Annotated in this window: 13 protein-coding genes; 4 read left to right on the top strand and 9 right to left on the bottom strand. The window is 67.2% G+C overall.

Annotated elements, in window-relative coordinates; genetic code table 11:
* Position 1: 1 nt before the first annotated feature.
* From OF829_RS19895 to OF829_RS19880, 4 genes are all read left to right on the top strand, one after another.
* Positions 2 to 1174, top strand: coding sequence for a LacI family DNA-binding transcriptional regulator (locus OF829_RS19895; protein WP_319951568.1), 1173 nt, complete (start codon positions 2 to 4; stop codon positions 1172 to 1174).
* 59 nt (positions 1175 to 1233) lie between these two features.
* Complete coding sequence (locus tag OF829_RS19890; RefSeq protein WP_264941953.1) at positions 1234 to 2778, top strand: GH39 family glycosyl hydrolase; 1545 nt, start codon at positions 1234 to 1236, stop codon at positions 2776 to 2778.
* Positions 2779 to 2818: 40 nt separating this feature from the next.
* Positions 2819 to 4450 carry a family 43 glycosylhydrolase gene (locus OF829_RS19885; RefSeq protein ID WP_264941952.1) on the top strand — a complete coding sequence of 544 codons (1632 nt, stop codon included), beginning with the start codon at positions 2819 to 2821 and terminating at the stop codon, positions 4448 to 4450.
* Positions 4451 to 4523: 73 nt separating this feature from the next.
* A complete protein-coding gene (locus OF829_RS19880; RefSeq protein WP_264941951.1) occupies positions 4524 to 5573 on the top strand; it encodes a non-reducing end alpha-L-arabinofuranosidase family hydrolase in 1050 nt (349 codons plus the stop codon).
* A gap of 230 nt (positions 5574 to 5803) precedes the next feature.
* Here the strand turns inward: OF829_RS19880 and hemN are convergent, their stop codons facing one another.
* Genes hemN through ccoN form a run of 9 tightly spaced genes read right to left on the bottom strand, consistent with a single transcriptional unit; the run spans position 5804 to position 14879 of the window.
* Positions 5804 to 7144: an oxygen-independent coproporphyrinogen III oxidase gene (gene hemN / locus OF829_RS19875; RefSeq protein ID WP_264941950.1), complete on the bottom strand. Its 1341-nt coding sequence runs from the start codon at positions 7142 to 7144 to the stop codon at positions 5804 to 5806.
* A complete protein-coding gene (gene ccoS, locus OF829_RS19870) occupies positions 7141 to 7296 on the bottom strand; it encodes a cbb3-type cytochrome oxidase assembly protein CcoS (protein WP_264941949.1) in 156 nt (51 codons plus the stop codon). The genes hemN and ccoS overlap by 4 nt, the downstream gene beginning before the upstream one ends.
* Complete coding sequence (locus OF829_RS19865; RefSeq protein ID WP_264941948.1) at positions 7293 to 9434, bottom strand: heavy metal translocating P-type ATPase; 2142 nt, start codon at positions 9432 to 9434, stop codon at positions 7293 to 7295. The genes ccoS and OF829_RS19865 overlap by 4 nt, the downstream gene beginning before the upstream one ends.
* Complete coding sequence (locus tag OF829_RS19860) at positions 9431 to 9889, bottom strand: FixH family protein (protein ID WP_264941947.1); 459 nt, start codon at positions 9887 to 9889, stop codon at positions 9431 to 9433. The genes OF829_RS19865 and OF829_RS19860 overlap by 4 nt, the downstream gene beginning before the upstream one ends.
* Positions 9886 to 11403, bottom strand: coding sequence for a cytochrome c oxidase accessory protein CcoG (gene ccoG / locus OF829_RS19855; protein WP_264941946.1), 1518 nt, complete (start codon positions 11401 to 11403; stop codon positions 9886 to 9888). Before ccoG ends, OF829_RS19860 begins: the two co-directional genes overlap by 4 nt.
* 2 nt (positions 11404 to 11405) lie before the next feature.
* Positions 11406 to 12317: a cytochrome-c oxidase, cbb3-type subunit III gene (gene ccoP / locus OF829_RS19850; protein WP_264941945.1), complete on the bottom strand. Its 912-nt coding sequence runs from the start codon at positions 12315 to 12317 to the stop codon at positions 11406 to 11408.
* The gene (locus tag OF829_RS19845) at positions 12310 to 12474 is read right to left on the bottom strand and encodes a cbb3-type cytochrome c oxidase subunit 3 (RefSeq protein WP_264941944.1); all 165 of its coding nucleotides are present in this window, start codon (positions 12472 to 12474) and stop codon (positions 12310 to 12312) included. Before OF829_RS19845 ends, ccoP begins: the two co-directional genes overlap by 8 nt.
* The gene (gene ccoO, locus OF829_RS19840) at positions 12471 to 13202 is read right to left on the bottom strand and encodes a cytochrome-c oxidase, cbb3-type subunit II (RefSeq protein ID WP_264941943.1); all 732 of its coding nucleotides are present in this window, start codon (positions 13200 to 13202) and stop codon (positions 12471 to 12473) included. The genes OF829_RS19845 and ccoO overlap by 4 nt, the downstream gene beginning before the upstream one ends.
* 9 nt (positions 13203 to 13211) lie before the next feature.
* Positions 13212 to 14879, bottom strand: coding sequence for a cytochrome-c oxidase, cbb3-type subunit I (gene ccoN / locus OF829_RS19835; protein WP_264941942.1), 1668 nt, complete (start codon positions 14877 to 14879; stop codon positions 13212 to 13214).
* Positions 14880 to 15065 lie beyond the last annotated feature (186 nt).

The raw sequence follows: 15065 nt of genomic DNA, 5'->3' as shown, positions 1-15065 counted from the left end.
GATGTCCGCTTTGCTAGACGCTTCCGGGGCGTTCCCCGACCTTCCGATGAGAGGCGATGCATCTCCGGGAGCCGCCGCGGCACCGACCCAGCGACCCAAATCCCGGCGCGCGAGGCGGGGCCCCACGCTTCGCGACGTGGCGCAAAGGGCCGGCGTTTCAAACATGACGGTGTCCCGGGTGATCAACCGCGAGCGCGGTGTCGGCCCTGACAAGCGGGCGCTTGTCGAGCGGGCGATGCGGGAGCTCAACTATTTCCCGAACCTTGCCGCGCAGGCGCTGGCGAAGACCCAGTTGACCGACAAGATCGCGCTTCTGTTCGACACCCGGGACGTGACCGCTCTGGGAGAGATGGTCAGCATCGGTTCCGACGAGGCCGCGCGGCTGAACGTGAAGCTGGTGTTTGTCAGGGTGCGCAGGGAGGATGACCCGATCCACACCCTCGAGACGCTGGAGAATCTCGGGATCAGAGGCGTGCTCCTGTCGGCGCCGCTCTGCGACGATACCCGGCTGCGGGTCGTCCTGCGCGAAGCGGGCATGCGGTTCGTCGCGGTCGGTTCCAGCGACTCCGATCCGGGTCTTTCCAGCATCGGCATCGACGATGCGCGCGCGGCCTATGATCTGACCCGATATCTGCTCCAACTGGGGCATCGGCGCATCGGCTTCATCGCCGGCAATCCGCGCCACTGCTCCTCGGCCCAGCGCAGGGCGGGCCATGAGGCTGCGCTGATCGAGCAGGGCATCAAGCCGGACAAGGCGCTGCAATGGGAAGCCCCCTACACCTTCGACTCGTCGATCGCTGCCGCCGATGCGCTCGCCCTGCAGCCGCGCGTGACCGCCATTGTCGCGTCGAACGACGATATGGCCGCCGCCGTCATCCATATGGCGATCGGACGCGGGATCGCGGTGCCCCGCTCGCTGACCGTCTGCGGCTTTGACGATGGCGAGGCCGTGTTAATGACGTGTCCGCGGTTGACGATGGTCCGCCGCCCCATCGCAAAGATGGTCAGCTGGGGTATCCGCCAGCTCTTTGAGGAACTTGTCGCGCTGAGCCGGGGCGAGGAGCCCTTGATTCAAAACACCGTCGTCGATCACGCGATAGCCTATCAGGAGTCGGACGCGCCGCCCGAACGCGCCGGGATTTCGCCTTTCGGCCTTTCAGCACAAGCAAGGTGACAGGAATGAATCCAGGAAAGTGGAGGTCGCGGTTTGCGGCCATCGCGGCAGCGGCGGCGATGCTGTGGGCGTCCGCAGCGTCTGCGTCTGCGCCTGGAGATCCGCGCCGCATCGATATCGACATCTCGAAGGCCGGCCGGCCGCTGGACCGGTCGTTCAACTTCTCGGTCGGCGGGGACTATGCCGGGACGATGATCCGCCCGGATGCGCTGGGCCACCTCAAGACCGCGGCCGGCGAGCTCGGCTTTCGCTACGTCCGCTTCCATGCGATCTTCCACGATGCGCTGGGAACGGTGCGCGTCGTGGACGGCAAGACCGTCTATGACTGGACCAAAATCGACCGGTTGTACGACGCCTTTCTCGGCATGGGGATCAAGCCGTTCGTCGAACTCGGCTTCACCCCCGAGGCGATGGCGACCTCGCCGCAGACGATCTTCTACTGGAAGGGCAATACGTCGCATCCCCGGCCCGAAGCCTGGCACGCGCTGATGGATGCCTTCATCCGGCATCTGCGCGGCCGCTATGGCGCAGCTGAGGTCCGCACCTGGTATTTCGAGGTGTGGAACGAGCCCAACCTCGACGGCTTTTGGGAGAAGGCTGACCAGAAGGCCTATTTCGAACTCTACGAAAACACCGCCCGCACCATCAAGGCGATCGATCCGGCGTTGCGGGTCGGTGGTCCCTCGACCGCGGGCGCGGCCTGGGTTCCCGAGCTGCTGAGCTTTGCGGCGGAGCGCGGGATCGCCGTCGATTTCGTCTCCACCCACACCTATGGCGTCGATGGCGGTTTTCTCGACGAGAATGGCCATGACGACAACAGGCTGTCGTCCAATCCCGACGCGGTGACCGGCGATGTGCGGCGCGTGCGCCAGCAGATCGAGGCCTCGAAATTCCCGGGCCTCCCGCTCTTCTTCACCGAATGGAGCACGAGCTACAATCCGCGCGATCCGGTGCACGATTCCTATGTCAGCGCGGCCTATATTCTGGGCAAGCTCAAGGCGGCCCGCCCCTTTGCGCAGGGCATGAGCTACTGGACCTACAGTGACCTGTTCGAGGAAGCCGGTCCGCCGCCGACGCCGTTCCATGGCGGATTCGGGCTGATGAATCGCGAGGGCATCCGCAAGCCCGCCTGGTTCGCGTACAAATATCTGAACCTGCTGCGCGGGCGCGAGGTGCCCTCGGCCGATAATCAAACGCTTGCCGCGACCGAGAAGGGGCGGACCGGCGTGCTCGCCTGGAGCTGGCGGCAGCCCGATCAGACGCTGAGCAATCGGCCCTTCTTCACGAAGCTACTACCCGCCACGGATTTGCCCGCGACCGAGATCCGCTTCGCCGGGCTGGCGAAGGGCAGCTATCGCCTGACGGTGCGCCGCACCGGCTTCCACGCGAACGACGCCCATACGCGCTACCTCGAAATGGGGTCGCCCAAAGCGCTCAGCCCCACGCAGCTGAGCGAACTCCAGGCGCTTACGCGGGACCGCCCTGAGAAGAACATCGTCATTCAGATCGGTACCAACGGTCGCTACACGCTTCGCATACCGATGCGCACCAACGACGTCGTTCTGGCGCTCATCGAGCCCGCCAAACGCCGGCGCCGCCCCTGAATCAGTCCCGTTTGCGGGCACGCGAGAGATTGAAAGACGTATGAAACCCACACGCCGCCAGACTCTCGCCCTTGCGTTGGGAAGCGCCGGATTTGCCCTTCCGGCACACGCCACGCCGAACGGCGCCCGCGACTGCAAGGCGCCGGACCCGCGCTGGAGGGCCGGCATCGAAGGCCAGCGCAAGGCTGATCTCGGCGATGGGCGGTATCTCAATCCCGTGCTCGCGGGGGACCGTCCCGATCCCAATGTCCTGAAGGACGGCGACGATTACTACGCCACCTTTTCGTCCTTCCAATATTATCCGGGCATCCCGATCTGGCATTCGCGCGACTTGGTCAACTGGACCCCGGTCACCGCGGCGCTGACCCGGAATATCGGCATCGTCTGGGCGCTCGACATCGCCAAGCATGACGGCCGCTACTTCATCTACATTCCCGCGCTCGATCTCGTGGATAGCGCGCGGCCGGTCAAGACCTGGGTGATCCATGCCGCAGATATGCGCGGGCCGTGGAGCGATCCGATCGACCTGCACCTCGACGGGTTCATCGATCCCGGCCATGCCGTGGGCGAAGACGGCAAACGCTATCTCTTCTTCAACGGCGGGAACTGCGTTCGCCTGAGCGACGACGGGCTTTCGGCCGATGGCGAGCCCAAACATGTCTATAGCGGCTGGCCGATTCCCGAAGACTGGATCATCGAAGGCTTCGCGCTCGAGGGCCCCAAGCTGCTGCGCAAGGATGGCTGGTTCTACATGTTCTCGGGGCAGGGCGGCACTGCGGGCCCGCCGACCAGCCATATGGTCGTGGTCGCGCGCTCGCGCTCGATCCAGGGGCCCTGGGAGAATTGCCCGCAAAACCCGATCGTCCGCACCGAAAGCGCCGGCGAGCCCTGGTGGTCGCGCGGCCACGCCACCCCGGTTCAGGGTCCGGGGGGCGATTGGTGGCTGGTCTATCATGGCTATGAGAATGGCTACCGGACGCTCGGGCGGCAGATGCTGCTCGAGCCGATCGAGTGGACCGCCGACGGCTGGCCAAGGGCGCTCGGCGCCGATCTGTCGCGGCCGCTCGCCAAGCCGAAGGGCGCCGCGGCCGGGCCGCACGGTCTCGCTTTGTCGGGTTTTGCGCCCGATGCGTTCAAGACCAAGTTCGCCTTCTTCTCGCCTCGCGCGGACGGTCCCGACCGCGCGCAGCTCAAATCAGGCACGCTGCGCCTTGCCGGGCAGGGCAGCGGGCCTGCCGACGCCTCGCCCTTGCTCTTCGTGGCGGGGGACCGGTCCTATGAAGTGACCGTGGAAATCGAGATCGACAGCGGCGCGCAGGGCGGGCTGCTGCTCTTCTACAATGAGCGGCTATTCTGCGGCCTCGGCCTCAGCGAGGGCAGGCTGCACGCCTATCGGCTGGGGCAGGAGGAGCGCTGGCCGCCCGGCGGGCCGGCATCGACGCGGCGCATGTATCTGCGCGTCCGCAACCATGAGAATATCGCGACCTTCTTTTACAGCACCGACGGCCAGCGCTGGAGCAAGGAGCGCTCGTTCGAGATCGCGGGCTACAACCACAATATGGCGGACGGCTTTCTGAGTCTCAGGCCCGCGCTCTACGCCGCGGGCCCGGGTTCGGTCCTGTTCCGCACGCTCACCTATCGCGCAGGCGTGGAGATGTCCGGCGCCGGCTAGCTTGGGGGTTTGAAGGGGGATGGATATGAAACTGAGGCGCCACTGTGCGGGTATGGCAATGGCGGTTGCGCTGTTGACCGCCAGCTGTGGGCCCCCCGGCGGCGAGCGGCTTGGCGGGGCGGGCGCATCCCCCCCGGCGCTGTTCCGCTGGGCCTCCAGCCAGCCGCTGATCCTGCCCAAGCCCGACGCCAACCACGCGATCGTCGCGGTCAAGGATCCGTCGATCGTCCATGCCGACGGCAAATATCATGTCTTCATGACCACCGCCGGCGCGCAGGGCTGGGGGCTCGCCTATGCGAGCTTCAGGGACTGGGACGAGGCGCCGTCCGCGCCGCTGACCTTCCTTGACACGACACCGATCGGCGGCGGCTATCATGCCGCGCCGCAGGTCTTCTACTTCGGGCCGCAGGGCCTGTGGTACATGGTCTTCCAGGGCGGCGACCCCTTCTATTCGACGACCCGGACGATCGGCGATCCGATGTCGTGGAGCGCGCCCAGGCCCCTGTTCGAAAAGGTGCCCGATGCGGTGAAGGGCAGCGACGGCAGGCCCGTCTGGCTCGACTTCTGGGTGATCTGCGACACGGCCAAATGCTATCTGTTCAACACCGGCGACAATGGGCGCTTCTACCGTTCGGAAACCACGCTCGGGGCGTTCCCGCACGGCTTCACGAATACCCGGGTCGTTCTCGAGGACCAGCGCGACCGGCTGTTCGAGGCGAGCATGACCTATCGGGTCGCCGGCACGGACAGCTATGTCACGATGATCGAGGCGATCGGACCGCAGGGACGCTATTTCCGGTCCTGGACGAGCGACCGGCTCGACGGCAGCTGGACGCCTTTGGCGGGCAGCGTGAGCGAGCCGTTCGCGGGCCCGGCCAATGTGAGCTATGAGGGCAGACGCTGGTCGATGGACATCTCGCACGGCGAGATGATCCGTGAAGGCAATGACCAGAACCTGACCATCGATCCGTGCAAACCGCTTCGATTCCTCTACCAGGGCTACGCGCCCGGCGGGACCTATGATTATATCAACCTGCCCTACCGGCTCGGGCTCATCACCGCGAAGGGGCCGAACCCCTTGTCCATGATGTGCCGATCCGGTTCGGACGCATCGAAGCGCTAGCCCCGCGCCCGTATCACGCCGGATCCTCCTCCACTTCGCCCCGGCGGCAGGCAAGCGCATGGCATGCTGTCGGGCAATCGGGACGGGGCGGGGATTTCCCGGGGATCGGGATGTGGACTTTTCTGTCCTGGATTCCGCAGATCGACAGCTCGAGATAATGAGTGGGCGAGGGGGCAAGCGGCGATGCCGCGAGCCCGGCCGCGACGCCGCAGGCGAGCAGCCGGGAGGCGTCAAACCGCATTGCTGAATGCCCCGCTATTCTCGACGCGGAAGGGATCGAGGGTGGCGGCAATTGCGCGCGAATAGGGCAGGGCCGGTGGCGTCAGCTGAACGACGCCGGCCCGCCACTCAATGAGATCGCGAAGCTCGAACGGCCTGAGGGCGCGCCGCACGCGGTCGAGATCGGGCAGCGCCGAAAGGTCCGCCGCACCCTGGCAGAGAATGCGCTCGATGGCGCGGGCGCGAACCCGATCGGGGCGCCGCCGGATGATGCCGCGCGCGGTGGCGAGCTGGCCCGCTTCGATCCGCATGCCGTAGCGGCCGGCATTCTTTTCATTTTGCAGCAAGGCGCCGGGGAAGGCGCTGATCGCAGAGGCACCAAGGCCGATCAGGACCTCGGCGCTGTCCTCGGTAAAGCCCTGGAAATTGCGCCGCAGCGTGCGCGAATGCGCGGCTATGGCAAGCGCGTCGCCGGGCTTGGCGAAATGGTCGAAACCGACCGGCGCATAGCCTGCGGCCGTGAAACAGCGATAGGCCAGCTCGGCGCTGCGGAAGCGCTGCTCCGCGTCCGGAAGGTTGACGGCATCGATCCGGCGCTGGCGGGGGATCAGGTGGGGCACGTGCGCGTAGCCGAACACGGCGACGCGATCCGCGGACAGGGCAATCGTGCGGTCGATACTTTCGCGCAGATCGCCCGGGGTTTGTCCGGGCAGGCCGTACATCAGGTCGAAATTGATCGACTCCACCCCCGCCTTGCGCAGCAGCGCTACGGTCTGGACGATGCTCGCCTCGGGCTGCACGCGGCCGATGGCGGCCTGGATCGTGGGCGAGAATGTCTGAACCCCCAGACTCACGCGCGAAGTCCGGCTCTCCGACAGGGCGTCCGACCAGGCGGGCGTAAAGGCGCGCGGGTCGACTTCGACCGACATGACCGCGCTGCTCGTGTCGAAAGCATCGGCAACGGCCTCGGCAAGGCCGATGAATTGCGCAGGCTCGAGCGCGTTCGGGCTGCCGCCGCCCCACGCGATCCGGCTCACGCGCGCGCGGTGCCCGATGGTCGCGGCGACGAGCGCGATCTCGTCGCGCAATCGCTGCACATAGTTGGCCAGCCGGCCGCGCCGGTTGGCGGCGCCGGTGTTGCATCCGCAATACCAGCAGATTTCGTGGCAATAGGGGATATGGAGATAGAGCGAGACCGGCTCGCCCTCGGGCAGCGCCGCCAGGTTCGACGCGAACGGGTCCGCCCCGGTCTCCCCGAACTCGGCAGCAGTGGGAAAGCTGGTGTAGCGCGGGACGGGCCTGGCCAGCAGCTCGGGATGCCAGGGCCAGCTTGCAGGGTGTTCCGGGTTCACGGCTTCGACTCCGGTTCGTCCTCGATCAGGATCCGCAAGGCGGCGCCGTCCAGATCCTCGAACTGGCCGCTCGACGACGCCCAGAAAAACGCGCCCAGACCCAGCAGGCCGAGCAGCAGCGCCATCGGGATGAGGACTGCGACGATATTCATCGCGCGGCGCTCCGCAGGCGGAGCGAGTTGGCGACCACCAGAACCGACGAGCCGGACATCGCCAAGGCCGCGACCAGCGGCGTGACCATCCCGCCAATCGCGAGCGGCACCGCCAGCAGATTGTACAGGATCGCGAGCGCGAAGTTCTGGCGCACCACCTGCATCGTACGCCGCGCCGCCGCGATCGCCTGGGGCACCGGCATCAGCAGATCGCCGAAGAAGACGAGATCGGCGGCCTGGCGCCCGACATCGCTCGCCACGGACGGTGCCATCGCCACCGATGCGCGCTTGAGCGCGGGGCCGTCATTGACGCCGTCCCCCACCATCAGGACGCGATGCCCGCCATCCTCCAGCCGCGCGACCGTTTCGAACTTGTCGGCGGGGGACATGCGCGCACGGGCGAACAAGCGGAGCCGGCGCGCCAGCGGCTCGACCACGGTCCAGCTGTCACCCGACACGAATTGCGCGTCGAGCCCGAGTGCGCGGATGCGGTCGATCGCGGACGAGGCGTCGCGCCGCAGCGCATCGTCGAAGACGATGGCGCTGGCAGGTCCGGACCCCAGCCGGAAGGCAGTGAGCATGGCTGGCTGGGCGGCCAGCACCCCGCCGACCCAGTCAGGGCGGCCGAGCGCTGCGCGGACGCCGTCGATCCTGCCTTCGATTCCTTTGCCCACCAGTTCGCGCAATTCGGTGACCGGCTCGGCGGCGACACCCTCGGCTTCGAGCGCGCGGGCGATCGCCTGCGCCATCGGGTGCCGCGTTGCCTGGGCGAGCGCGAGCAGGATGCCCCGCTCGCGTCCCCCGGTGGGCAGGCCGGCCACGGGCGCCAGCTTGCCGCAGGTGACGGTGCCGGTCTTGTCGAGGAGCACCCGGTCGATGCTCGCGAGCTTTTCGAGCGCCGCGCCGTCGCGGACGAGGACGCCGCGCCGCATCAGCGCGCCCGCGGCAACCACATGCGCGACCGGGACCGCGAGCCCGAGCGCGCAGGGGCAGGTGATGATCAGCACCGCGACGGCGATCGACAGCGCCTGGTGCCAGCCGGCCCCCGCGATCAGCCAGCCGGCGAGGCTGACAAAGGCGAGCATATGGACAGCGGGCGCATAGAGCCGCGAGGCACGGTCGGCGAGCCGGACGTAGCGGGACTTGGCTTGCGAGGCGGACTGCATCAGCCGCGCGATCTCGGCGATCGCGGTATCGTCCGCCGCCGCGGAGGCCAGCACGGTGACGGGTGAGGTGAGGTTGACCGTCCCGGCAAGGACTTTGCTGCCGGCTGCGATCGCCTCGGGGGCGCTCTCGCCGGTCACCAGGCTGCAATCCGCGTCGCTGGCGCCGGTTTCCACGGTCCCGTCGATGGCGAAACGCTCCCCCGCGGCGACCAGCACGCGCATTCCGGCGCGGAGCTGCGCCAGCGGGACCTGCCGTGCGGTGCCGTCCTGCGCGAGAATGGTGGCGGCTTCGGGAAGCCGACGAAGCAGCGCGGTGACGCCGTCCTGCGCGCGTTCGCGCATCACCGTATCGAGCAACCGGCCGCCGAGCAGGAAGGCGAGCAGCATGATCGCGCCGTCGAAATAGGCATGCGCGCCGCCCGTGGCGGTTTCGTACAGGCTCATCGCGCAGGTGAGCGCCACGCCGATGGTGATCGGCACGTCCATATTGGTCCGCCCGTGCCGCAGCGCGCGCCAGGCGCTCTCGTAGAACGGCCTGCCGGAATAGACGACCGCGGGAAGCGCGATCAGCGCCGACACCCAGTGAAACAGGGTGCGGGTCGCGTCCTCGGCACCCGACCAGACCGATACCGAGAGCAGCATCACGTTCATCGCGGCGAAGGCAGCCACGGCCAGCGCCCTGGCGAGCCGCTTGCTCTCGCGATCCTGGGCGCCGGCGGGGGCATCGACCATGCCATGCGCAGTGAAGCCCAGGCGCTCGAGCGCATCGACCAGCGCGGGCGCATCGACCGGTGCCGCATGCTCCACGACGAGCCGCTTGGCGGTGAAATTAACGCGTGCGGCGTGGACGCCCGGGATGTCGAGCAGCCCGCGTTCGATCTTCGAGATGCACCCGGCGCAGCGCAGTCCTTCGACTGCCAGCTCGGTACGGCCGGTCGCGCTATCGGGCCGGATCGCCGCTACGGCGTTCACAGCCGGATGTCCTGGATGAAACGCGCGCTGCCCGCCGCCGCCCGCGCCTCGATGTGCAGCCGCCATCGGCCGCGGGGAAGCGCGTGCGGGGCGGTATAGACGCCGGGGCGCTCCTCGGTCAGCGTCAGCTGCTGGCTCTTGAGCCGCCCGACCGGGTGCTCGGCCTCGACCGTCACGGTCGCACGGGTGACGGGTTCGCGCGGTCCGGCCAGCGTCACGACAAGCCGGTCGCCGGGCTCCGCCGAAGCGCGCGCGCGCCAACCCAGACGGTCCTGCGCATCGGCGTCGCGGAGCCAGGTGTTGAATTTCTGGCTCGCGACATAGCTGTTATCGACGACGACCCCGCCGAACGTGCCGATCGCGCTGCGCGCCATCACGACGTTGACGCCGATCACGACCGCGAAGAAGGCGACCATGATCGCGGTCATGTGGCGGCCGGTGAATTGCCTGGTCATTGCGGGGTCTCCGGCCGTTCGAAGAAGCTGTGATCGGTGTCGCCGCCGCCTTCGCGATCGAGCGCGCGGACCGAGAAGCTGATATCGGTTCGCGGGGGCCCATCGGCGAGCGCGGCGACGAAGAGCTGGACCTTGGCGACCTTGTCGGGCTCGACCCGAAGCCGCAGGCTGTGTCCCGCGGTCGCGCGCGATCCGTGCTCGTCCCAGAGCAGACCCTGGATGCCGGCAAGCGACACCTCGACCTCGCGGGGGCGCGCCTCCATGTTGCGGATCTTGACCTGATAGGTGTTGCGGATGTCGCCGTCCGACAGGCGGACCCAGAGCGGATTGCGGTTCTGGAGCACGCTGAGATCGAGTCGGGTCCGGGCGCCTAGCGCGAACAACATGGTCAGGCCGACGAGCGACCAGATGGCCAGATAGGCGATCATGCGCGGCCGCAGCAGTCGGCGGAGCGGAGGCTGGGCCGGGCGGCCCGCCTGCTCGGCGCGCGCATCAAGCTCGGTCGTATAGCCGATCAGCTTGGTGGGCCGGGCGATCTTGACCATCATATCGTCGCACGCATCGATGCACAGGCCGCAGGTGATGCAGCCGATCTGGGGTCCCTCGCGAATGTCGATTCCCGTCGGGCACACCGCGACGCAGGCGCCGCAATCGATGCAATCGCCGGGACCCGCGAGCAGACTTGGGTCGTCAGCAAGCCGGGCGAGCGACGGAACGGGCCGCACCGGCTCGACGGGAACGCGGGCCTGGGCGCGCTTCGTGCCGTGGCTGCGCGGTTCGCCCCGCCAGAATTTGTAGGTCACGGTGAGCGAGCGCTCGTCCATCATCGCCGCCTGGATGCGTGGCCAGGGGCACATGAACTGGCAGACCTGCTCGCGCATCAGCCCGCCCAGAATGTAGGTGGTGGCGGTCAGGATCGCGACGGTCGCATAGGCGATGGGGGCGGCGTTGCCGTTGAAGAGCGCGCGTGCGAGCGTCGGCGCATCCGCGAAATAGAAGATCCAGGCGCCGCCGGTGGCGATGCCAATCGCGATCCAGCTCACATGTTTGGCGACGCGCTTTGCGATCTTCCCGGCGCTCCAGGGCGCGCGGGCGAGACGGATCTGGGCGTTCCTGTCGCCCTCGATCAGCCGTTCGACCTGCTGGAACAGGTCGGTCCACACCGTCTGCGGGCAGGCATAGCCGCACCAGGCGCGGCCGACCGCGGAGGTGACCAGGAACAGCCCGATCGCGGCCATCACGAGTAGCCCCGCGACATAATAGAATTCGTGCGGCCAGATCTCGATCGCGAACATGTAGAAGCGGCGGTGCTCGAGATCGACGAGTACCGCCTGATGCGGGGCATAGGGGCCGCGGTCCCAGCGGAGCCAGGGCGTGACATAGTAGATCAGCAGCGTGATCCCCATCACCGCCCATTTGAAGCGCCGGAAGGGCCCGCTGACCGCCTTGGGGAAGATCTTCCGCCGCGCCTCGAACAGACGCGGCGGGCTGGGAACATTGGTATGGGCGGTCATCGCTATCGCCGCACTGGCGCAGGCGCGAGCCTGGGTTGCGCCGCCTCGCCGCCCCCGAGCGAGTGGACATAGGCCGCGAGCATCTTGATCGTCACGGGATCGAGCTTGTCGGCCCAGGCCGGCATCATCCCGGCATGCGCATTGGTGACCGTGTCGGTCAGCGATGTGCGGTCGCCGCCATAGAGCCAGATGCCATCGCTCAGCCGCGGCGCGCCCAGGTCGCGCTTGCCCTCGCCGCCGGGGCCGTGGCAGGCGGCGCAATTGGTGGCGAACAGCGCAGCCCCGCGACGAGAGGCGGCGCTCGGCCGCTCCTGGCGCGACACGACCCGCACGAACGACACCACGTCGTCGATCTGTTCGGACTTGAGGATGCCATCGCGGCCGAACGACGGCATCAGCGACTGGCGCGTCGCATCGTCGCCCGGCTGGCGGATGCCATGACGCAGCGTCTGCTCGATTGCCGTCAAGCTTCCGCCCCACAGCCAGTCGTCATCGTTGAGGTTGGGATAGCCGCGGCTGCCCGCAGCGCCCGCGCCGTGGCATGCCGCGCAATGCACCTTGAATGCCGATCGCCCGCCCTGCTCGGCGGCGGCGAGCAGGTCCGGATGGGCGGGCAGCTCCTCGATCGGCATGCCCGCCAGCGCGCGGACGAGGTCGGCGCGGCGCGCACGCTCCGCCGACAATTCGCTTTCGAGCTGGCCATGGCTGGTCCAGCCCAGCGCGCCCGCCGTCGCGCGGTCGATCAGCGGCCATGCGGGATAGGCGATGCAATAGCCGATCGAAAACAGGATGGTGGCGTAGAAGGTCCACAGCCACCAGCGCGGCATCGGCGTGTCGAGTTCCTCGATGCCGTCCCATTCATGGCCGACGGTCGACGTGCCCGTCTTGGGGTCGATGCGCTTGTTCTCAGCCATCGATCATTTCCTCATCTTCAAGGATGCTGTGGGCGGCGCGCTGATGGCTGCGCCGGGCGGCGGGCAGGAAGGTCCAGCCGATAAAGGTCAGGAACAGCAGTGCCATGGCGAGCAGGCCCCAGCTGTCCGCGAAATGGCGGAGCGCGTCATAGGTCATTTCTCGCGCTCCTGCGGGGCCGCTTTGGAGAAATCGACCTGCACGCCGAGCACCTGGAGATAGGCCACGAGCGCGTCCATTTCGGTCAGGCGGCCCGGGTTGCCGTCATAGTCGCGCGACTGAGCCTTGGGGTAGCGGCGCGCGAGATCGGCGGTGCCGCCTTCGCCGTAGCCCTGGGTCTGCAGGTCGTCATCGGCCTTGGCGATATCCTGATCGGTGTAGGGAACGCCCTCCGCGCGCAGCGCCCTCAGATGGGGCGCCATGCCGGTGGTCTTCAGATCCCGATCGGCAAGGAAAGCATAGGGCGGCATGATCGATTCGGGCACGACGGCGCGCGGGTCCCTGAGGTGCTGGACGTGCCACTCATCCGAATAGCGGCCGCCGACGCGCGCCAGGTCCGGGCCCGTGCGCTCGGATCCCCATTGGAAGGGATGGTCGTACATGCTTTCCGAAGCGAGGCTGTAATGGCCATAGCGTTCGGTCTCGTCCCGGAACGGACGGATCATCTGGCTGTGACAGCCATAGCAGCCCTCGCGGACATAGATGTTGCGGCCGGCCAGCTCGAGCGGGGTATAGGGCCGCACGCCGTCCACGCGGGTGACCGTCGACTGGATCCAGAAGAGCGGCGCGATCTCGACGATGCCGCCGATCGCGACGACGACGAGCGCGAGCGCTCCCAGCAGCGTGACGTTGCGTTCGATCTTCTTGTGGTTTTGAACAAGGTTCATCGCTGGTTCCTATTCGGCGGCGGCGGCGGCGGCGGCGGCACGAGGCGTCGGGCGATCGAGCGCGGGATTGAAGGCGGGCGCGGACATCGGGGCCTCCGCGCGGCGCTTGCCGGCGATGGTCATCCAGACGTTCCAGACCATGAAGATCGCGCCGGCGAAGTAGAGCAGGCCCCCGGTCACGCGGATCACGTAATAGGGGTGCATCGCGGCGACGACTTCGGCGAAGGAATAGACGAGGTAGCCGTCGTCCCCATATTCGCGCCACATCAGCCCCTGGGTGATGCCCGCCACCCACATCGCCGAGGCGTAGAGGACGATCCCGAGGGTCGCGCACCAGAAGTGCCAGTTGACCATGCGCAGCGAATAGAGCCGCTCGCGGCCCCACAGGCGCGGGACCATGTAATAGATCGCGCCGAAGGTGATCATGCCGTTCCAGCCGAGCGCACCCGAATGGACATGGCCGATCGTCCAGTTGGTGTAGTGCGAGAGCGAGTTGACGCTCTTGATCGACATCATCGGGCCTTCGAAGGTACTCATCCCGTAAAAGGCGAGTGCGAAGACCATCATGCGGATGATCGGATCGGTGCGGATCTTGTCCCACGCGCCGTTGAGCGTCATCAGCCCGTTGATCATGCCGCCCCAGCTCGGCATCCACAGCATCACCGAGAAGACCATTCCCAGCGTCTGCGCCCAGTCGGGCAGCGCGGTGTAATGGAGGTGGTGAGGCCCGGCCCAGATATAGAGGAAGATCAGCGACCAGAAGTGCAGGATCGACAGCCGGTAGCTGTAGATCGGCCGCTCGGCCTGTTTGGGCACGAAATAGTACATCATGCCGAGGAAGCCCGCGGTCAGGAAAAAGCCGACTGCGTTATGGCCGTACCACCATTGGGTGAGCGCATCCTGCACGCCCGAAAAGAGCGAATAGGATTTGGAGCCCACCCAGGAGACCGGGAGCGACAGATTGTTCACCAGATGGAGCATCGCCACGGTGACGATGAAGCCCAGGTAGAACCAGTTGGCGACGTAGATATGCGGCTCGGACCGGCGGACGATCGTGCCGACGAACACCGCCAGATAGCTGACCCAGACGATCGTCAGCCAGATGTCGACATACCATTCGGGCTCGGCATATTCGCGGCCCTCGGTCACGCCCATGACATAGCCGGTTGCGGCGAGGACGATGAAGAGCTGATATCCCCAGAAGACGAACCGGGCGAGCCCCGGAAACGCCAGCCGCGCGCGGCAGGTGCGCTGGACGACGTAGAAGCTGGTCGCGATCAGCGCGTTGCCGCCGAATGCGAAGATCACCGCCGAGGTGTGCAGCGGGCGCAGGCGCCCGAAGGTCGTGAATTCGGAACTGAGGTTCAGCAGCGGAAAGCTGAGCTGCGCGGCGATGACGATCCCGACCAGGAAGCCGACCACGCCCCAGAAGACCGTGGCCAGCACGCCCCAGCGAATGACATCGTCATAGTAACGCTGGTCGGTCGAGGCAGCACCCGCGGACCGGACGGTGTCGGATACGCCGCGCATCGTCACGAAGGCGGTCAGAACCGCCGCGCAGAAGACGATGGTCATGTGAACCGCGAACGGCCCGTCGGCGGCCATGGCCGCCATGAAGATGGCGCCTATGCCGGCGAACAGCCACAGCCCGGCCTTGAGTGTTACTTCGTCTTCCATCGACCTCGCCCTGCTAAGGAAATGACCGGCCCGCGGCCGCCGCGCGGCGCGCGAAGCTTCGCCGTCAAATCATGATGTTGCGGCCTCACGCGGCCATCCTGCGTTCGATCCGGCCCCAGATTTCGACGAGCGCGTTGGTGAGGTTGCGCATCATGGTCTCGGTGTGTGCGGGTCCTGGGGTGAAGC

The sequence above is a fragment of the Sphingomonas caeni genome (genome assembly GCF_026013415.1).
In the GTDB taxonomy this organism is placed as follows: domain Bacteria; phylum Pseudomonadota; class Alphaproteobacteria; order Sphingomonadales; family Sphingomonadaceae; genus Sphingomonas; species Sphingomonas caeni.
The sequence above is the reverse complement of the archived record's forward strand: the minus strand, read 5'-3'. Positions and strand labels throughout refer to the sequence as shown.